Genomic DNA, 20,689 nt, shown 5'->3' with positions numbered 1-20,689 from the left:
GTAAATTGATAGTGAGGAGTGTGAAAAGTGACAATCGGTCAAATCGCTCTTGTGATTGTAGCTATCGCATTTGCTGTTTTGGTGGTTTTTCTGTGTATGAGCTTGAGCAAGCTTTCTGGCTTATTAGATCAAGCCAAGGATACAGTGACCCGGGTGAATGCGACCTTGGATATTGTAACCAAGGACGTGGACAATTTGTCGATTGAGGTAGAGGGTTTATTGAATAAAACCAATCACTTGGTGGATGATCTAAACGGTAAGCTCGGTAAAACAGATCCGCTTTTTCAAGCTATTGGGGATGTTGGAACATCTGTCTCTGAGTTGAATGACTCTACCAAGAAGATGACATCGAACTTGGTATCAGGGGTAGGAGGCGGATTAAATCGTAAGAAGAAGCCCTCTACGCTAGGACGTTTTGCTAGAGCAGCGCATTCCTTGAGTAAAAAAGGACGTGGCGCTTCTCCTAATAAAGAAACTGAGCCGTCAAGTTCCCCTTTAAAAGAAGTGGATTCAACGGATCATTTAGTGGAACATCGGTCAAGTTTGGCAGAATTTACGGATCAACTTCCCTCGACCACAGCGGGAGAAATTAATTTAACAAAGGAGAATGATTAATATGAGTAAGAATAATGGAAGCTTTTTATTAGGGGCAATCTTTGGTGCAGCGTTGGGTGGCGTAGCAGCTTTACTCTGTGCACCTAAGTCAGGTCGTGAATTGCGTGAAGACCTAAGTGATGAAATGGACTACTGGTTAGATCGGGCAAATGACTATACAGATTATGCTGTAGAACGTGGTGTTGAAATGTATGATGCGGCCTCAGAACAAGCTGAAGATATTAAGGTTAACTTAAAGGATTCTGCCGAAAAATTTAAAGAAAAGGCTGTTGACTTTAAAGATGAAGCGGCTAAGAATTTCAATCAAGCGAAGAATGAAGCGGACTCAGATTTTGACAAATTCAAAGACGATGCCAAAAAAGCAGCTAAAGATTTAAAAGATGATCTTGAAGATGAAGGGGATAAGTTAGCAGACCGAGCTTCAGCAACTAAAGACCGTGTGAAAGCAGAAGCGAAAGACCTAAAAGCGGACGCTAAAGATGTTAAGGACGACTTAACAAAATAATTAATTAAATGTAAAAGTAATCGACCTAAATTTTGACCCTTATGTGATGCTAATGGAGTGTGAAGAATATCACATTTCTGCTTAGATTTAGATCACATAAGGGGCTTTTTTGCTGATTTATTATGAAAAATGATTGAAAAAGTTAAGTTATTCATCAGAAAACGCTTGCACTTTTAGATAAAACATGGTAAATTTATTGGTAGGAATAAGGAAAGAAGGGGAGTCATGGAAAAGCAAACCATCACAATTTATGATGTTGCCCGTGAAGCAGGGGTATCAATGGCAACAGTATCGCGGGTCGTAAACGGCAACCCCAATGTTAAGCCTAGCACTCGCAAGAAAGTATCAGAAGTTATTGAACGTTTGGATTATCGCCCTAATGCAGTGGCAAGAGGTTTAGCTTCTAAAAAAACAACGACTGTTGGAGTGATTATTCCCAATATTACCAATGTTTTCTTCTCAGCTTTAGCTAGAGGGATTGATGACATTGCTGCTATGTATAAATATGATATCATCTTAGCCAATGCTGACGAGAGTGTGGATAAAGAGATGAATGTCTTCAATAATTTATTGGCTAAGCAGGTGGATGGCATTATCTTTATGGGCTTTACGGTTGAAAATGAAATGAGACAGTTAATCCGTTCAACACGCACACCGGTAGTGGTTGCGGGAACGGTCTGTGAAGATCCGAATCTTTATACAGTTTCGATCGATATTCGAAAAGCGGTCGAAGAGATGACCGAAAGCTTAATCGATACAGGTGGCGATCGTCCAGCGATTGTGACAGATGCTCAGCGTTATTATGTCAATAAAGTTCACCGGATTCCGGGATATAAGTCTGCTTTATCTAAGCACGGTATTGAAGTGGATGATGATTTGATCATTCAAAGTAATTTTAATGATCATGAGGGAGATATTATTGTGGATCAACTACGTGCTGCTAAGGCGAATGGCGTCGTGGTCACCCGCGATGATATTGCCATTGCGATCTTAAATGCCTTGACCGATCAAGGCGTTAAAGTACCTGAAGAATTCCAAGTAATTACCATGGATAATACGGTATTAACACGGTATGCCCGTCCTCAGTTATCAAGTATTCAGTACCCGCTTTATGATGTGGGGGCAGTGGCTATGCGTCTATTGACTAAAATCATGAATGATGAAGAGATCGATAGCCGTCAAATTGTTCTACCTCATAAGTTCATTCACCGTGAATCGACTAAGAATTAGGTGACTTATGGCAAAACAGGAAAGTAAAACAATTAGACGCTTGAAATATTGCTTCTCATTAGGCTTATTATTGATTCAGGCTTATTCGCTGATTCAAAACATCCGTGAAACAGAGTTTTCTTCAGTAGACCATCGATTATAAGCAAAATAAGTAATTCTTGACATAAAGCTACCCGTTTGGGTGGCTTTTTTGATTTATACAAGCCCAAGGAGTTAATGATAGTCGATGGATCAGGCATTATGGTTTTCTATTTTTGGTTACCTTCAAATAAAAAAACGATTGCCCTTAGTGGCGATCGTTTTTTAAAAGACTAATCATTAATTTTACGATGAATTCTTTTCGGTTTTACCATACGGTGAAAATCACGGCTCTTGCTTGAGTTTTTAGTTTTTTTCTTTTTAGTTTTATCTTTGTTTAACGGCTCATCTTCGTCATCTTCATCTTCCTCATCTATTGAAATATCAAAGTTCAGATTATTGAGGTCGATCTTGCGGACGAATTCGACGAAATGCCGACTAGCATCCGTTAAATGTGAATTTTTGCGGTGGACCAAGTAGAAATCACGATTAGATAACTTATGGTCAATTGGAAAGGTTAAAATTTCCTTATTTTTGACCTCGTTGATGACGGCTAACTCTGAAATAATGGAAATGCCGGTTCCTAACTTGATAAATTGCTTAATGGCTTCATTATTGTTTACTTCTAGCACCTTATCAAGTTTAAGGGGGTCGATCTTCATTTCACGAAGTAACATGGCGGATTCTTTGAGCGTTCCAGATCCATCTTCCCGTGAGATAAAAGGATGTCTTAGTAATTCTTGGATGGATGGATTGCTAGCTTGTAGGGCTAAAAAATGGTCATTATAGGCTGTTGCGATAACAAGCTTATCCTGAAAAATCCGTTCAAACTTCAAATTATTATTCATGGATTGAGAGCCCACAATCCCAAGATTCAATGAGCCAAGCGCAATGTCATTGATGACTTTGATGGTATCGCTTTGAAAGAGGGTGATCTCATTATCAGGATACTTGCGGGAAAAGGCCGAGATTAGTTGTGGAAGAATATAGGACGCAGCAATTGAGGAGGCGCCAATCGTGAATTTATGGTTATTCTTCTGGGAGAAGGTATTCTCAATATTATAGGCCATCTGCATAATGGATTTGGCGTATTCGTAGAACTTTTCGCCATGAGGAGTCAGTTCATGACTCTTGGTTGTACGCCCGATCAGTTCAATCCCTAATTCATTTTCTAATTGCTTAATATGTAGGGAGACGGTCGGTTGGGAGAGGTAAAGCTGGTTAGCGGCTTCTGAGAAGCTGCCCCACTCAACAATCGTTATAAAGGTTTTTATTTGTTTTAATTCCATGGTGAATCATTTCTTTCTATGCGTATTTTTAGAATCCCTCATCATGAAAATATAGGTCTCCTTGCTTATTTTAACAGTCTTTTTATGAAAGTGTAGACTTAAAATCTATTTATTTAATATTTCTATAAATGAGCAGATTTCCCCATTCATCTTAGCAAAATTCTGCCTGAATGTCCTTGAGGCACTGAACAGCTTGGTCAAGGTCTTCGCGGCTTGTATAGTGAGATAGGGAAAAGCGAACGACGCCCTGTTCTTTGGTCTTTAAGACTTGGTGCATCAAGGGAGCACAATGTCCTCCAGCCCGGGTCATAATTTCGGCTCGATCGATCAATTCTTCACTGACTAAGGCGGAATCCAAGTCCGCTATATTAAGCGATAAGATCGGGCAGCGGGCAATCTGGGAATCAAAATGCCCATAGATACGTATACCAGGAATAGTCTGGACTGCTTGGTGAAAATAGTCTAAGAGTGCCCGTTCTTCCTTTTGGATGCGGTCGACACCGTAGTCTAACAGATAGTCCACCCCAGCTTTGAGTCCGGCTAGGCCGTGACTATTCAGGGTACCTGCTTCTAAATGAGTGGGGTATTCATCCGGTTGATGGTGGTTGAAAGTATCGACACCCGTACCACCTGATTTAAGGGGACGAATGGCTACTTGACTCTGACGATAAATGCCCCCCGTTCCTTGAGGACCTAGCAGGCTCTTATGTCCTGTAAAGCAGAGCACATCAATCCCAAGATCTTGTACATCGATTGGAATGGCACCCATCGTTTGTGATGCATCTACGATACAAAGGCAACCAGCCTGATGGAGGACTTGGGCAATGGATTTAATCGGGTTGATATCACCTGTGACATTGGAGGCATGGGTTAAGACCATCGCCTTTGTATTGGGACGAATGGCTGCTTGAACAGCGGAAGCTTCAATATGTCCTTGAGGTCCCCTATCTAAGAAGGTCACTTCCAGTCCTTGATCCATGAGATCATAGAGCGGACGCAAGACTGAATTGTGTTCCATTACAGTGGTAATGACATGGTCACCTGCTTGAAAGAGCCCGCGAATCACAGTGTTCAAGCTGTCAGTCGCATTATGAGTAAAGGAAATCCCGTGTGGGTCGGGATTGTTGATGAGTTGGCTAAGTTGAAGCCTTGTCTGGAAGATAGTACGAGTTGCTGCAAGTGCCGATTCACTCGAACCACGTCCGGCGTTTCCAGCGTGATTTAGGGCGTCAACGACAGCATCGATGACGGCTTGGGGCTTCTTCAAGGAAGTAGCCGCATTATCTAGATAGATCATATTTTTTAGCTCCTTTATTAAGCGTTCTTAGCTTCTATTATACTGTTATTTTAAAAAAAGTTGTGCTTTTATGCAGGTACATTTATCAGGTTTTTTAATAAATAACTTTTTGAGAGTACTATCAGTTGAGCAGGCGATTGTTCCATGATAAAATGAGGCGACAATTTTAGAAAGGAGCTGCTTTATGAAAAAAATAGTGGCTATGTTGTTGACCCTAATTGCGGTCGTAGGTATGGTGATTCCTCAAGTTGGTGTGAAGGCTCAAGAAGAAGGGGCTAAGTATCCAGTTGTGGAGGATAAGCAAGTATATGTGACGGCAGACTGGGTAAAAGAACGCTTGGATGAAAATCCTGAAAAAGTGGTTTTAGCAGAAGTAACTTGGGGAGAAGCTGATGCTTCACCTGATTACTTAAAAGAACATATTCCAGGAGCGATTCATATCAATACAGATAAGTTCGAAGAAGGACCTGTCTGGAATCTTCGTTCACCAGAAGAATTAGCAAAAGCCTTGGCAGACTATGGAGTGACTCATGATAACCAATTGATCCTTTACGGACCAGATACAGGCGTAGACCGTGTCGCTTATGCTTCTCTTTATACAGGGGTTGCTGATGTGAAGATCTTAGACGGCGGTCTTAAACAATGGAAAGATGCCGGCTATGATTTGGAAGCTGAAGAAGTGAAGCCAAGCCCTGTAGATGATTTTGGGGTAGAAGCACCCGTTCACCCAGAATACTTATTGAGTTTAGACCAAACAGTTGACGAATTAGCAAACAATGATAACTTCCGCCTTGTTTCCCTTCGTTCTGAAAGAGAATGGTTGGGTCTAGAATCTGGTTATTCCTACATTCCAAAAGCCGGTGAACCGAAAGGGGCTGTTTGGGGACGCCCTGGCCTAAGAGGAAGTGGCGAAGCCAATATCTCCGATATGAAAGACTACAAGAATGAAGATGGCACTAATAAAGACTTTGATGAGATTCTAGCTATGTGGGAAGCAGAAGGATTTGGTGCGGATAACGATCTTTCCTTCTACTGTGGAACAGGTTGGAGATCTTGCTTACCGTGGTTAATGATGTATGAACGTGGTCTAGATGCAACCATGTTTGATGGTGGTTGGAACGAATGGCAAATGCATGACGACTTAGATGTTCAAGTGGGCGATCCAAAGTCAGACGACGTGCAATATGTCAAAGTAAAAGATCTCAAAGAGGGTATGGAAAGTAAGTAGTGATTATAAAGGAGCGAAACTTTTGAAAAAAATTATTAAATCATTATTAATCGGATTATTTACCTGGACCTTGTTTGTACCAACATGTGCGCAAGTTCAAGCAGAAAGCTCGATTGATGATCTATCTTATGAAGAATTGTTAAAAGAAGCCGACGGTCAAACCGTCAACTTCTATGGTTGGGGTGGCGATGATAGTTTGAACCAATGGTTGGACGAAGTCTATGGACCAACCCTTAAGGAAAAATACAACATCACCCTTAACCGAGTGCCAATGGATATTGATCAGATCTTAACTCAATTATCCAATGAAAAACAAGCCAACGCCAGTGAAAGTGATATTGACATGATCTGGATTAATGGTGAAAACTTTAAGACAGCACGTGAGAATGATTTTCTATATGGACCATTCACCGATAAGATGCCTAATTACAAAGACTTTGTTAAAGCGGATGATCCTGAAAATACCCACGACTTTGGTTATCCGATCGAAGGTTTTGAAGCACCTTATTCCAAGGCTCAATTAGTCTTCATTAAGGATAGTGCCGTGACAGAAGCAACTCCTAAATCAGCTCAAGAATTATTGGAATACTGTAAAGCTAACCCTGGAACCTTTACTTATCCTGCGTTACCAGACTTTACGGGATCAGCCTTTGTTCGTAATATTATCTATGAATTCGTTGATTACCAAGAATTCCAAGATATGGAAGCCGATAAGGAAGTCGTTAAGGCAGCGATTCAACCAGTCCTTGACTATCTGAATGAATTGAAGCCTTACTTATGGTCTGAAGGTAAGACTTATCCAGCTGACGCACCTGCTTTAAATAATCTCTTCATGGACGGAGAAGTAGCCTTCTATCAAACCTACGGTGCTTACGAAATTGCTAACCAAATCGAAAAAGGAGCCTATCCTGAAACGGCAGTATCTTTCGTCTTTGATAAAGGAACTATCGGAAATACTAGTTTTATCGCTATTGGTAAGAATGCTAGTCATAAAGCGGCAGCCATTGTAGCGATTAATGAAATGTTATCGCCTGAAATGCAATTGTCTAAATACAAAGAGATTGGTGAAATACCAGTTCTTGAGAATGATCAATTGACAGAAGAACAAAAAGCGGCTTTTGACGAAGTGGACCCAGGTAAAGGAACACTTGGTCAAGACGAGCTATTAGACCATCGTCTTCCTGAAATGCCTGCACAATTAGTACCAATTATTGAAGAGATCTGGTTAGAAGAAGTAGCAGGTAAGTAAATGAACAGATCCCTATTTAAAAGAGGCCAGGCTTGGCTCTTATTTATGCCGCAGCTTTTGGTGACCACTCTTTTAATGATCGGTGTAATTGTAGGAATGGTGCAATCTTTTGGCATCATTCCTTCTTTAGGTTTAACAGACTTTACAACGGACTATTACCGTGAGACCTTGGCTAACCCACGTTTGATTGAAGCCATGGTTTTTTCGCTACGAATTGCTCTGGGATCGTCCTTCTTATCGCTCTTATTCGGCCTGGGAATCATTTATATTTGGATTTCGGCAGTGGGTAAGACACAGTGGACGGAAAGTCTATTACGGATTCCGATCATTATTCCACACATCATTGTTGCTTTGTTTGCCATGCAATTCTTAGGGCGAACTGGGATCTTGGCTCGTTTGTTTTATGCCTTGGGCTTTGATCAGGCACAGTCGCTTTTTAATCAGGTGCTTTATTCGGATAATGCCTGGGGGATTATTATTGCTTTTCTCTGGAAGGAAGTGCCTTTTGTCGTTTTCTATGTCTATCCGATGGTCGCTGCCGTAGGGTCTAGCCTAGGACAAGCAGCACGGACTTTAGGGGCGAATCACCGTCAAGCTTTTTTGCGTATTGTTCTACCACTATCCAAGCAAACGATTTTTGCAGCTTTTTTTATCATCTTTATGTATAGCTTAGGCTCTTATGAACTACCGGCACTCTTAGGACCGACAACGCCTAAAGCCTTGCCCGTTATGGCCTATGAGGCCTACGGTCATCCTGATCTTCACCACCGCCCCTATGCCATGGCTTATAATGGGATCCTGCTGACGATGGGCTTGGTTCTATCTGGGCTATTCTATGGCTTGATTTCCTGGCCTCAACTTAAAAGGGCTTGGCAAGTCAAAAGGAGGGCTAAACATGAAGCGTAAGATTTTGAATTTGGTCTTATTGGTCAGTATAGTCAGTCCAATTTTGGTCTTGTTGCTTTGGTGTGTAACGGCACGTTGGCCTTGGCCAGCCTTATGGCCGCAGCATTTCTCCTTAAGAGGTTGGGAGGATATGACTCGCCAGTCAGACCGACTGTTCAAGAGCATTTTCACTTCGATGAGTCTTTCTTTAATAGTGGCTCTATTGTCAACGACAATCGCACTATTATCCGCCAGAGCTCTAGTCTTAGCGGATCCCTTCTTGCGGCGATTGATTCGAGCTAGCTTGGCCTTGCCCTTTATTGTCCCAGTTATGATATTTGCGACTGGTATTCATCAAAAGATGATTGAGTGGGGCTTAGCCAATAAACTATCCGGTATTATTCTAGTTCATCTAGTCTATTCCTTGCCCTATTGTGCCTACTTAATCTTTGATGCCTATCAAGCAGTTGGGATTCGCCACGAAGAGCAGGCCTGGTTACTAGGAGCTAAGCCTTATCAAGCCTTTATCAAGGTGACCCTGCCATTATTAAGTCCGGTGTTATTTACCGCCTTATCCATGGCTTATATTGTTTCTTTTAGTCAATATTTCTTAACGCTGATGATCGGTGGGGGGCAGGTCCAGACTTTAACGATTTGGATTTTTCCCTATTTGCAGAGTAACGACCGGACCCTGGCAAGTAATTATGCCTTACTCTTCTTGGGGATTACTCTGATCGTGTTAGCGGTCTTTAATGGGATCAATTACCTGCTAAAAAGACGTTATCAAGCCATAGACTTCTATTAGATAAGGAGCTTTTACTATGTCACTTACTATTCAAGCATTAACGACGGTATTGAATCATCGAACCATCTTACAAGGGATCGACTTTGAACTCAAAAAAGGTGAATATTTGGCACTCTTAGGACCTTCTGGTTCTGGGAAGACGACCTTGCTCAAGTCTTTGGCGGGGCTTATTCCCATCCAGGAAGGACGGCTCCTATTAGAAGGACAAGCGATCGATCAGTTAGCTCCTAACCAACGTCCCATTGCGGTCGTCTTCCAAGATTTGCGGTTATTTCCTCATCTGGATGTCTATGATAATCTGGCTTTTCCGATGCGCTTAAAAGGGCTAAAGGCGGCTGAGATCAACCAAGCGGTTCAAAGTCTATTAGCCGATGTTCAATTAATTGGCTATGAGCATTATGCTATCCGTCAACTTTCCGGAGGGCAACAGCAGCGGATCGCTCTAGCACGGAGTTTAGCCTATGATCCGCAAGTCCTTTTATTGGACGAACCTTTTTCTGGATTGGATGAACCCTTAAGACGGGAAATGGGGGCCTTGGTCTATCGGTTGGTTAAGGCTAAGGGAATCTCGACTATTTTGGTGACGCATGATAAGCGGGAAGCGGTCGAGTATGCCGATCGGGTGGCATTTCTCTATCAAGGTCAGATCCAGCAACTGGCCTCACCGACTGATTTATTGAATCAACCAGCTAGCCGTTATCTCGCTAAGTTTTTAGGAAAACTCAATGAATTACCAGTTGACGTAGACTTAGAAGGTCGAGTCCTCTACCAAGGTCAACCCCTAGCCATTCAGACGAATTTGAGTCCGGGTCCTGCCTATCTCTGTTTTAGACCAAGTCAGGCTAGTCTCCAATTAGCTACAGATTCAGCCAGGGATTCGTCACCATTAAAGTGGCAAGCCCCAGTTACTTTAGACCGGGTTGTTCGTTATCCGGAATATCAAGAACTACAAGTCCAGCTGCCAGATCTCAAGCAAAGTCTTTGGGTTCATGATTCGACCCTGCAAGATCTATCGATTCAGCCTGGACAAGCCCTAGTCCTTTCTGTTTATCTTTCGGATTGCTTAATTTTGAGGGGTTAAGGATTTCCAATTTGGACTAGGACTATGCCAGAATGAAATTGTGAATCTGATGTGTCAAGGTTATCTTATAGAAGATGACCTTGATTTTTTTATGGATTAATCTTCCAAAGGATGATACTAAAAAGAGGGTTATCTGTGAATCAATTCAACACGGATCAGATCAATCGAACTAAGTATCATCTTTTGAAGCTTAGAAGAGGATCTTTGTTGAGGTTGATTCGGTAATGTTATTGATCCGTTAGACCATTGTTTGCCTGTGAGGGAGACTAATTATTACAAGTCAGGCTAGTTGGAGACGAATTAATAACAAGGTAAATAAAGAGAGTAAACAAGTTTGCACATATAACTTGTTAGGACTCATAGAGATTATAGGAGGAACAAAATGGTAGGAAAAAACAATGACCAAATGCTTCGTCAAAAAGAAGCAAATCGCATTGAACGCTACGGTATTCGTCGTCTAAGTGTTGGGGTAGCCTCTGTGGCTGTCGCAGGATGGTTGATGATGGCTAATACCCACTTTGCTCAAGCTGCTGAATTGGATCAAAGTGGGAATGCCCCTCAGGCAGAAACACTGGAAACAGATGCCCAAAGTGATCCAGAGCTAGCTTCTGACAATGAAGACAATCAAGCTGAAAGCGAGTCGCAAGCCACTGACCAGGCTGAACCCGAGACCGAAGCGTTAGCCACTGATCCTGAATTAAAGGCTCAAGACCTCGATAAGGACACTGCAGGAATAGAAGAGTTGAGTGATGAATCAAGTCCAGAACTTGTCTCTAAAGCTTACTTGGGGGAACCGGCCTTACGATCGGCTAACATTCAAGAAGTTCAAAAAGAAGCCATTTATTCCCCAGGCCAATCTGGAGATACCCAGTCTTACTCTGGAACTGTCTATCTATACCGTCATAATAAGTTGAGTAGTGTTGGCACAGAGACCCTGAGTGGGGTGAATGTCTACTTACAATGGGTAGATTATGATGGTTATGTATCGCACGTTTATAAGACGGTCTCAAGACCAGATGGAAGCTATACCTTTAACTTCCAAAATTCCGAAGTGGATAAATTCGGCAATGTCCATCACTTCCAATTAGCGGCAAATCCTAATTTCTCGATTCGCACATGGGCGGACAATCCAAACCCAGAAAACTATGAAGTGGTCAAGCCCGGAGATAATAAATATGGTTTTCATACTCGTCTAAATCGAGTGAATGAGAATTGGGACTTTACTGCCGGGGTTAACCGAATTATTAGTGGTCAAGTGGCCTTCCAAGAAAAATCCCGCATGAATGATTGGCTTCATAAACCAGAAGATCAATGGACCAAAGCGCCTAATTCAGAGGGCGTTTGGACGAATCAAGGCGATTACGGTCGTGTTTCCGGTTATGTCTGGTATGAGAATGGCGACCCAAGAGGATCAATTGCTGATGGATGGAAGCAAGATTCGTGGGATGTGAATGCGACTGGAACGAAGGTCGTGGCATCTTATGTGAATGATGAAGTGGCTCGACGTTTTGATGCGTGGAAAGAAGCGAATCCGGAATATGGGATTAATGAGTTAAAAGCCGGTCAAGAAAAGATTATTCGTGAATATGAAGCAGAACATGGTAAAGGATCGCACATTGCGGAGTCGGTTGTGGGAACGGTGGAACAAAATGGTTATTACTATCTTCCATTTAGAGGCTTATATGGTGTGAGTCATACCCAACAAAATGCCGGCTTAGCAGTCTCACATACGATCTCGGATGAAGAATATGGCCAATTAGTAAAGGATGAAGACCTTAGCCATGCGAATCTAATGGCCTGGAATGGAACGATTGGGCAAAAGCATCGCCATATTAATCGTGATTACATGTATGTATCACCAATGATTGATAATTACGCTATCTGGGGAAACACTTCACAAAATAATGTCTTTGAAGCGTTGACTAATAATGCACTTCTTCCAGTGGGTGTTAACAACGTTGCAAGTTACAATATTAATAATGTCAATTTTGCAGCTCTAGCGGCTCAGCCCATGCATGATATTAAAGTCTTTGATTCACATGAAAATTTTGCAAAACCAAGCGATACGGCTGAAAATGACACTGCCGGTCTCTTACCTAATCAACAGTATAAGATCAGATGGTTCAAAGATGGTCAACCTATCGGTGAGGTAAGTACCTTAAATAGTGATCATGTGGGCCGCATTGGCTCAGTTCCGATCACAATACCAAGTGATTTGTCAGCACCAGCTATCTATACTTCAGCGGTATTCTATGGTAATTCTGCAGCGGATGATCTAACGACTGCTCTAGCCGCTGACTCTTTGGTAGCTACACCGGGCATGACCTATCAACCGATTGAGGTCCAAGCTGGCCAGGAAGCCAAGACAGAAGCGCCTTATTTTACTGATAAAGAGAATAAGGAATATAAACCAGACTTTAAAGGGTCCAAAAAGCCAAAATTTGAATATGTTAAGCGTATCGTAACAACAAATGCGAAAGATCAAAAACAGGTAGAATACCAACCCTTGACGACGGTAGAAGTTGATGGTCAAGCAATTAAGGTGTCGGTTGATCCCACAACCGGTGTGGTCACCGTCCCAGCTGAGGAAACCGCCAAGTTAACCCCTGGTACTCAGATAAAAGTACCCGTATCCGTTGTCTTTGAGAATGGCTTACGGATGAATGCGGATGCGGTAATAACAATCGAAGATGGGCGCAAAGATCAGGAAAAATACCAAGCCCATTACCCAGCAGAAACGGCCGAATTTGGCAAGGCATTCACGGGTAAACAACCAAGCTTCAAACAAGTTGATCTTGAAGGAAAGGAATCGGATCTTGAATTTAACAAGGTACCTCTTTCTAAGGATCCGGCTAAGCCAGCCTTTGTTATTAGTAATCCAACACGTGGGGCAAGCATTGATCCGAATACGGGAGCTATTAGCCTTCCAGCAGAAGAATTATCTAAGACACCAGGAGAGACGATCACCGTTCCAGTTACCGTTACTTATGAAGATGGTAGCAGTGACCAAGTGAATGCCGAGATTAAGGTATCGTCGCCCGATGTCATTGACCGAACGGATCATCCGGATGCTCCTGTACCAGAAGGTTACCATAAGGTAGACTTTGCAGCAGGTGAGGGAATCGACAAGCTCGTTGATAATAAGGTCTATCATGTTAAGAAAGGCTCCTCACTTCGTGCAGACCAGTATCCAACACCGCTTGTTAAGGAAGGCTATACAGAGCCTAAGTGGAGTGTGGAAGCTGGGACTCCGATCGAAAGTGATCAGACCGTGACTGTAACGGCTCGCAAACTCGATCCGGAAGAAGCCCATATGACGCTTACCCCTCGTTCTCAAAATGTTTTAGAATATGAGGAGATCACCCCTGTCACTCCAGAGCTAACGAATCTTCCTGTAGGGGGAAGACTTGAGGTAAAAATTGACGGACAAGCAACTTATCCAGGTTTGACTGTCGATCCAGAAACGGGAATAGTGACCGGCACGCCAGAAATTACTAACTGGACTCCAGAAGAAGAAACGCGTCTGATTACGATCGAAGCCCTTCTAACCGATAAAGATGGTCAAGCAGTAGTCGATCCTGAGGGGAATCCTGTTAAGATGACCTCAACAATCACTGTATACCGAGATACGGATCAGGACGGTTATCCAGATAAGGATACCGGTATGCCAGAGGACCCAAATAATCCAGGAGCTCCTGGTGCAAATGGGGACAAGGATGACGATAATGATGGTTGGACGGATGACGAAGAGAAAGAACGTGGTACAGATCCAAAGCAGGACCAAGACTTCCCTAAAGTGACTGAGCCATCGGCTGAGAACCAGCCAGGTAAGGACACCAGCAAGATCACGGGTAAGACCACTCCGAATACCAATGTCATTGTCAAAGACAAAGATGGTAATGTCATTGGAACAGGGACTTCTGACGACCAAGGAAATATCAATATTGATGTACCTAAGCAAGATGCCGATGATAAATTGACCATCACTCCAGGCAAAAAGGATGACAATGGCGATATTATTCCTGCAAAGGACAAGGATGGTAAGGACCGTGGTCAAGCTGAGACGATCGTTAAGGAAACACCTCAGGTCACGGACCTGGAAGCAAGCAACAATCCGAATTCCGATAAGACCAAGCTGACCGGAAAAACAAGCCTCCCTCATACCAAGCTCCTTGTCAAAGATAAAGAGGGTCATGAAATTGCTAGCGGTCAGTCGGATGAACAGGGCAATTTCGATATGGAGATCGACAAACAACCTTCGGGCGAAAAGATCTTGGTCATCCCAACGAAAGACTATCAAGATGGTGACCAACGAATCGGTGATCCGGTGGAAGCAACGGTGGTTGATTCCTCAACAGAGACTCATAAGACGCAAGTTAAGGTGACGCCTAAATCGCAAAATGCCCTTGAGTACCAAGCAATTACACCAGTAACACCAACACTTGAGCAAGTTCCGGCAGGTGCTGGGCTTAAAGTGACCATTGATGGTAAGACAGAATACCCAGGACTAGCTATTGACCCTGAAACCGGTCAAGTGACAGGAAGCCCTGAAATCAAAGATTGGAAGGCAAGCGAAGAAACCCGTACATTTAATGTTGAGTTCGCAGTGATCGACCAAGATGGTAAGCCTGTCCTTGATGAAAAAGGCTTGCCAGTGAAGACAGCGTCTACCATTACGATTTATCGGGACACTGATAAGGATGGCCTTCCTGATAAAGATACAGGTATGCCTGTCGATCCAAACAATCCAACGGTTCCAGCGATCGACCAAGGAGATAAGGATGATGACAATGACGGCTGGACGGATGATCAAGAAAAAGAGAAGGGAACCGATCCTAAAGATCCTAACTCTAAACCAGTCGAAGATACTTCAACCGATGCAGATAAGTATGATCCAGAGGGACAAGATCTTACGACCTCAATCAATGGCCACTTAGATCCATCGGAGGGTATAAAGAACCAGTCCGATCTTCCAAGTGGAACGAGCTATCAGTTTAAGCAACCCGTTGATACGACAAGTCCGGGCGTCAAAGAAGCGACCATCGTGGTTACTTATCCGGACGGTTCCCAGGATGAAGTTCAAATCAAGGTGACCGTTAAGGAAAGCACACCAGAATTAACCGATGCAGATAAGTATGAGCCTCAAGGTCAGACTATTGTTACCGAAGTGGGCGGTCATCCTGATCCTGCAGAGGGAATTAAGAACCTCGATCAATTACCGAAAGGAAGCAAAATTGAGTTCAAAGAGCCGGTTGACACCTCCAGTCTTGGCCATAAAAAAGCCAGCTTAATTGTGAACTATCCGGATGGCTCCCAAGATGAAGTGGAAATAACCGTCACGGTCGTAGAAAAAACCAATGACTCCCACAATGAGACAACAGATCATGCAACACCTGCGAGCCTACTTCCCCAAACGGGTGAACAGGATGCAACCGTGATCTTCGGAGCAGCAGCGCTATCCATCCTTGCAGGATTAGGATTGATCACTAAGAAACGACAAGAAGACTAAAAAATATACCTACCCTTTTCAGCACACTGATTCCCCCAATCAGTGTGCTTTTTTATGCCTATCAAAGAGGATTATTCGTCTTAATGAATATTAATTGGGTAAAATTCTTAGTGTATTTCATCTATAGTTCATAAACATTTTATATTTAATTTATAGGATGTAAATAATTCGCTGAAAGAGGGAGATATGAAATGATTGGATTTAAATGAGTGCTGTCATCCATTCAATCTAGAAAACAAAATAATATTACTTAGTCAATAAGCTGATTGGAATTATAGGATGAGTCAGTCAACGACTAAACACTCAAATGAGTGAGCAATATCAACTAAAGATGAAATTATAGGAGGAGAAAAATGGTAGGTAAAAATAATATCGATGCCTTAAACCGTAAAGCGGCTAATAAGGTAAATCGTTATGGAATTCGTCGTTTATCAGTAGGGGTTGCTTCTGTTGCAGTGGCTGGACTCTTGTTCATGTCGAATACGGTCTTAGCTGAAGCGGCCGAAGTGACTGAAGGAGATGCAAGAGTAGAAAGTGTATCGAATGCAGACCCTGAAGTGCCTTTGGCTGATGATCAAGCAGAGATGACGCCCGTAACGAATGAAGCATCTGTGGAAGCGAATCAAGATGCTGAAGAAAGCGCAGCTGAAGTCAATCAAGATGCTGAAGAAAGCGCAGCTGCTTCGGATCAAACTGTAGATAATGAAGTGAGTGAAACAAGTCAAACAGAAGCCTTCCAATTAAGTGCAGCTCAAGTCCAACAATTACAATCTGCTGGATTAACAAATGAAGAAATTAATAATGTTGTAGCAACGATCCAGGCTCAAGTGGCACAAAACCCTAATTTTGATGTGGATGCTCATATTAATAGTGTGATCCAAACAAAATTAACAAGTGTCAAACAAACAGCAGAAGCTGAAGATAGAGTAGCAGATACGCCTGCAGACCAAAAGGCACTTAATGATGATCAAGCAGGAAAAGAAGATGAAAAATCACTCACTGATTTCAAAGCAAAGAAAAATCAAAAAGGTGAAGAATACTACGAAGACCAAAAAACAAAAAAAGAATTCTTCAAAAAGCCTAATTGGGAAGAAAAAGAAGCTAAAAATGAAGGATTAACCAAATGGGAACTTCACCCAGACCAAAGACTTCGTTCAGTTAACAATATGTCCGAAGCTCAACAACTTGGTCAATTAAACTATGTGGGAAATCACAAAGTAGAAGACGATAAAGATTCTTATACGGTTCTTGACTTTACCTATACTTGGGCGCAAAGAGCTGATTCCGGAGTATGGAAGAATGTTAATCTATTTATGTCTAAAGAGTTAGAAAAAGCTGTAGATTGGACCCGGTCTGGTTATTACTATAACTTTGGAACGGGAAGCGAGAAATTCTATAAATTCGAAAATGGTAAAGTGTCTAATGAGAAAATTATGTACTTTAACCAAATGGTACAAGCTGCACAAGCGGGTAACGTTCATCACACACCATTAAGATTCTATCTAAAGAACAAGACAATGGCGGATATTGATAATATCGATACGACGCTTCAATCACGAGTGACTAATAGTGATAATACACAAGTAATGACTACCCAATTTGGTAAAGACAATAATAGTAACCTCTATATGGATGGGTATGGCGCTTATACCAATGCAACTGCTATTCCAAAATCAAACAAGTCAAATGGTAGAAGTAAAACGAACCCATTATTAAGACAATATGCGTCTCCAGGGGTTGATAGTACGTCGCCGTTCATTGGCTCTAGAAACTTCTCATCTTATAACTCAGATGAAGAAAAACTATATATTGCGAGCCAATGGCGTAAAGATGATACCAATAGCTCAAACTCAAAGATCAACAATAAGAGCTTCGCCTATCGTTTTGCTTTTAGTAAAGACATCCTAGATACCTTACAAGAAGATAAAGATGGTTATGTGGGTTATATCGAACCTTCTAAGACAGCGGGTAATTACAAAGCGATTAACCCATCAGGTTCTCGTACAGGATTTACCAGAGATCAAATCAATATCGATGAAGAGACCGGTCAGGCCTATCTACTCTTTGCGCCGCAAGAATATAAAACGAAACATAAGAATAATGGTAAGCCTGAGCAAGTTGTTACCGTTCAAAATGGGACCATGGGATTTGCGGATAACTTCTCAACCTTATTAGCAGACCAACAGTACACTGTTACTACCCTAAATGTGGACTCTCAAAAATTGAAGGAAAGATACAATTCAATTCAAGATGGTTCTAAACGCAACATGATTGGTCTTGATGTCTACACATCAATAGTTGCTGACAATAGCGAAGGAAATGAATTTGTAAGAACAAAGACAACTGAAAAAGTATCTGCCAAAAAAGGTGACAAGGTAACAGTTAAGTTTAAAGCTTCACCTTGGGCTAAGACAGAAACAAAAGGATCTGAATTTATTGGTATGAGAATAGGTAAGTATCAAGTATTTGGTGACCTATCTGTCTACTCTAGACGTGGTACTCCATCTAGATACAGCTATTCAAACTTCTCATACAATAACAAACCATGGGATACCTATACCTTTACCCTGCCTGAAGATGTCACCTTTGACAAAGATTCATTGGTAGAATTATTTGCTAACTATGGTGGTAACCTAATCGAAAATAGTGCTGATATCTTTATCAATGGTAAGAAGGTAGCAAGCTTTAACAATGGTGATGCTAAGAAGACACACAAGGCGCTAACGGTAGAAGGTACACAATCTAACTCATCAACCTTGTTGGACAATACTCAATACCGTCCAGCGATTAAAGATGTGTATGATACCGATAAAGAAATTAAGGGTTATACCATTCAACCTGATCAACTCGTTGAATTACACTATGGTGATGCGGCTACTAAGACAAGAAAATCTTCGAAGACTCTATCATCAGATACAAATACACCAGGGGCATCTTATTCATATGATGGAAAAGACTATCCAGATCAAAGAGGACTCTATGAATATACAGCTAAGATCGAAGAGGGTACTAAGTTAGTTAAGGATGCACCAATTGTTGCCAGATCGTACAACTATCAAAATTCTAAAGAAATCGATACTAAGGATGCGATAACAGACGGATCTGTTAATAAGTCTGCTGTTGGTTCAGATTCTGTGATCGGTAAAGTTCGTGCTAGAGTTACCTTCGATAAAAACTATGAAGGTGGTGGCGTACTGACAACGGTTGATGCACCAGAAAACAAAAAATTTGCGACAGATCCAGGCTACAAAGCTAATGGACTAAACTACAATGGTATAAATGCTATGCCTACAGAAACGCCTACACGGGAAGGTTATGTATTCAAGGGTTGGTCAACTAATAAAGACTCACAAGTAGCAGATTTTGATGGAAATACAGCAATCATAAACTCAATGACAGTTTATGCAGTATGGTCAAAAGCTGGTACAGGTGACACAATCGAGCCAAAATATGGTCTAACAAATGGTGAAGTAGATAAAGAAGTTACAACAGAAGCTCCAACATTTACTAAACAAGATAGCGATGAAGCTGCAACAGCTCCAGCTGGAACAAAATACAAACTTGTAGGAAACATACCAGAAGGTGCTACAATCGACGAAGACACTGGTAAGATTACCTACACACCAAAACTAAAAGATGCTGGTGAATCAGTAGAATTCGACGTACAAGTAACTTATCCAGATCAATCAACAGACGGAGCAAAAGCTATAATCAATGTTGGCAAAAAGGATGATAACGAAAAATATGAGCCAGAAGCTGGATCAATTACAACAGACATCAACAAAGTTCCAAACCCAGCTGACGGAATCAAGAACAAAAATGATCTTCCAGAAGATACTCAATATGAATGGTCAAAAGAACCAAAGGTAGATGAAGCTGGAAAAACAAAAGGAACTGTAAAGGTAACTTATCCAGATAAAACTACTGATGAAGTTGAAGTTGAAGTTACAGTTGAAGATAATAGAAAAGACAACGAAAAATATCCTGCTAATCCACCACAAATTACTTGGGTAGATGACTTGAATAAGTTAACTCAAGATGAAAAGAATGAAGTGAAAGGAAAAGTTGAGAATGTAAACCCTAAGGCTAATAAAGTAGAAGTAGACCAATACGGAAATGTTATCCTAACTTATCCTGATGGAACAACCAACAACCTCTCAAGATATCAAACAGTTAAGGAAAAAGAAAAGACTGATGCTCAAAAGAACAATCCAGTTCCTGTATCTACACCACTTGTAACAGAAGTAGGAACAGTTCCAAATGCAGCAGATGGAATCGAAAACTTAGCAAAACTTGAAAATGTTGAAAAAGTAGTATGGCATACAGTACCAGATGTAAGTAAAGTTGCTGATAAGGTAATGGGTACTGCACTCGTCGTTTATAAAGATGGATCAACTGATAAGGTTGAAGTACCGGTAAAAGTTGTTGATAAGAAAGATACAACTGCACCAAAGATCAATCGAATTGGTGACCAAACTGTTGTGGAAGGAAACCCAATCAAAGAAGTTGAAGTAAAAACTGATGATCCAAATGCTAAGATATCAATCGAAGGTCAACCAGACGGCGTAGAAATCAAAGAAGGTAAAATCTCAGGAACACCAGAAGTAAAAGACTGGGGTAAAGATGAAGAGAAAGACTTCACAGTAAAAGTTACAGCAGAAGACGAAGCTGGCAACAAGTCTGAGACAGAATTTGAGATCAAAGTTCAAAGAGATACAGACAAAGATGGAATTCCAGATATCCACGACAAAGACGATGATGGAGATGGCGTACCTGATGATGTCGAAAAAGAAAAGGGAACCGATCCAAAAGATCCTAACTCTAAACCAGAAGATAAGAAGACATCTGTTGATGAATCCGGTAAGAAATCTGTCAAACCAACGGATGACAAACAAGACACGGGTGTTAAAGTTACAAA

13 protein-coding genes are annotated in these 20,689 nt (G+C 41.7%); 11 read left to right on the top strand and 2 right to left on the bottom strand.

Annotated elements, in window-relative coordinates; all coding sequences use genetic code 11:
* Positions 1-27: 27 nt before the first annotated feature.
* The 4 genes from HMPREF9706_RS02980 (at position 28) to HMPREF9706_RS09340 (ending at position 2,492) form a co-directional block, all read left to right on the top strand.
* Entirely contained in the window at positions 28-615 is a 588-nt protein-coding gene (locus tag HMPREF9706_RS02980; protein ID WP_006907893.1) for a DUF948 domain-containing protein, read from the top strand.
* Between the two features lies 1 nt (position 616).
* Complete coding sequence (locus HMPREF9706_RS02975; protein WP_006907892.1) at positions 617-1,120, top strand: YtxH domain-containing protein; 504 nt, start codon at positions 617-619, stop codon at positions 1,118-1,120.
* Between the two features lie 225 nt (positions 1,121-1,345).
* Complete coding sequence (gene ccpA, locus HMPREF9706_RS02970) at positions 1,346-2,350, top strand: catabolite control protein A (protein WP_006907891.1); 1,005 nt, start codon at positions 1,346-1,348, stop codon at positions 2,348-2,350.
* 7 nt (positions 2,351-2,357) lie between these two features.
* Positions 2,358-2,492 carry a hypothetical protein gene (locus tag HMPREF9706_RS09340; RefSeq protein WP_256388685.1) on the top strand — a complete coding sequence of 45 codons (135 nt, stop codon included), beginning with the start codon at positions 2,358-2,360 and terminating at the stop codon, positions 2,490-2,492.
* 169 nt (positions 2,493-2,661) lie between these two features.
* Here HMPREF9706_RS09340 and HMPREF9706_RS02965 read toward each other — a convergent pair whose 3' ends face one another.
* A complete protein-coding gene (locus HMPREF9706_RS02965) occupies positions 2,662-3,717 on the bottom strand; it encodes a selenium metabolism-associated LysR family transcriptional regulator (RefSeq protein ID WP_006907890.1) in 1,056 nt (351 codons plus the stop codon).
* A 151-nt stretch (positions 3,718-3,868) separates the two neighbouring features.
* On the bottom strand, positions 3,869-5,014 hold the full coding sequence (locus HMPREF9706_RS02960) for an aminotransferase class V-fold PLP-dependent enzyme (RefSeq protein WP_006907889.1): 1,146 nt from the start codon (positions 5,012-5,014) through the stop codon (positions 3,869-3,871).
* Positions 5,015-5,198: 184 nt separating this feature from the next.
* On the opposite strand from HMPREF9706_RS02960, the gene HMPREF9706_RS02955 reads away from it, so the two are divergent.
* From HMPREF9706_RS02955 to HMPREF9706_RS02925, 7 genes are all read left to right on the top strand, one after another.
* Positions 5,199-6,242, top strand: a complete 1,044-nt coding sequence (locus HMPREF9706_RS02955) for a sulfurtransferase (RefSeq protein ID WP_006907888.1) — start codon at positions 5,199-5,201, stop codon at positions 6,240-6,242.
* A gap of 22 nt (positions 6,243-6,264) precedes the next feature.
* Entirely contained in the window at positions 6,265-7,491 is a 1,227-nt protein-coding gene (locus tag HMPREF9706_RS02950) for an ABC transporter substrate-binding protein (protein WP_006907887.1), read from the top strand.
* Complete coding sequence (locus HMPREF9706_RS02945; protein WP_006907886.1) at positions 7,492-8,397, top strand: ABC transporter permease; 906 nt, start codon at positions 7,492-7,494, stop codon at positions 8,395-8,397.
* Entirely contained in the window at positions 8,387-9,181 is a 795-nt protein-coding gene (locus HMPREF9706_RS02940) for an ABC transporter permease (protein WP_006907885.1), read from the top strand. Before HMPREF9706_RS02945 ends, HMPREF9706_RS02940 begins: the two co-directional genes overlap by 11 nt.
* 16 nt (positions 9,182-9,197) lie before the next feature.
* A complete protein-coding gene (locus tag HMPREF9706_RS02935; RefSeq protein WP_006907884.1) occupies positions 9,198-10,262 on the top strand; it encodes an ABC transporter ATP-binding protein in 1,065 nt (354 codons plus the stop codon).
* 382 nt (positions 10,263-10,644) lie between these two features.
* The gene (locus HMPREF9706_RS02930) at positions 10,645-15,771 is read left to right on the top strand and encodes a Rib/alpha-like domain-containing protein (RefSeq protein WP_006907883.1); all 5,127 of its coding nucleotides are present in this window, start codon (positions 10,645-10,647) and stop codon (positions 15,769-15,771) included.
* Between the two features lie 353 nt (positions 15,772-16,124).
* Positions 16,125-20,689: Rib/alpha-like domain-containing protein (locus HMPREF9706_RS02925; protein ID WP_006907882.1), on the top strand; the 4,565-nt coding region annotated here is incomplete at its 3' end.

It is taken from the genome of Facklamia hominis CCUG 36813, assembly GCF_000301035.1.
Lineage (GTDB): Bacteria > Bacillota > Bacilli > Lactobacillales > Aerococcaceae > Facklamia > Facklamia hominis.
The sequence above is the reverse complement of the archived record's forward strand: the minus strand, read 5'-3'. Positions and strand labels throughout refer to the sequence as shown.

Coding starts and splice junctions, on each gene's coding strand:
- HMPREF9706_RS02975 (WP_006907892.1), top strand. CDS start 617: ATGAGTAAGAATAATGGAAGCTTTTTATTAGGGGCAATCTTTGGTGCA.
- ccpA (WP_006907891.1), top strand. CDS start 1,346: ATGGAAAAGCAAACCATCACAATTTATGATGTTGCCCGTGAAGCAGGG.
- HMPREF9706_RS09340 (WP_256388685.1), top strand. CDS start 2,358: ATGGCAAAACAGGAAAGTAAAACAATTAGACGCTTGAAATATTGCTTC.
- HMPREF9706_RS02965 (WP_006907890.1), bottom strand. CDS start 3,717: ATGGAATTAAAACAAATAAAAACCTTTATAACGATTGTTGAGTGGGGC.
- HMPREF9706_RS02960 (WP_006907889.1), bottom strand. CDS start 5,014: ATGATCTATCTAGATAATGCGGCTACTTCCTTGAAGAAGCCCCAAGCC.
- HMPREF9706_RS02955 (WP_006907888.1), top strand. CDS start 5,199: ATGAAAAAAATAGTGGCTATGTTGTTGACCCTAATTGCGGTCGTAGGT.
- HMPREF9706_RS02945 (WP_006907886.1), top strand. CDS start 7,492: ATGAACAGATCCCTATTTAAAAGAGGCCAGGCTTGGCTCTTATTTATG.
- HMPREF9706_RS02940 (WP_006907885.1), top strand. CDS start 8,387: ATGAAGCGTAAGATTTTGAATTTGGTCTTATTGGTCAGTATAGTCAGT.
- HMPREF9706_RS02935 (WP_006907884.1), top strand. CDS start 9,198: ATGTCACTTACTATTCAAGCATTAACGACGGTATTGAATCATCGAACC.
- HMPREF9706_RS02930 (WP_006907883.1), top strand. CDS start 10,645: ATGGTAGGAAAAAACAATGACCAAATGCTTCGTCAAAAAGAAGCAAAT.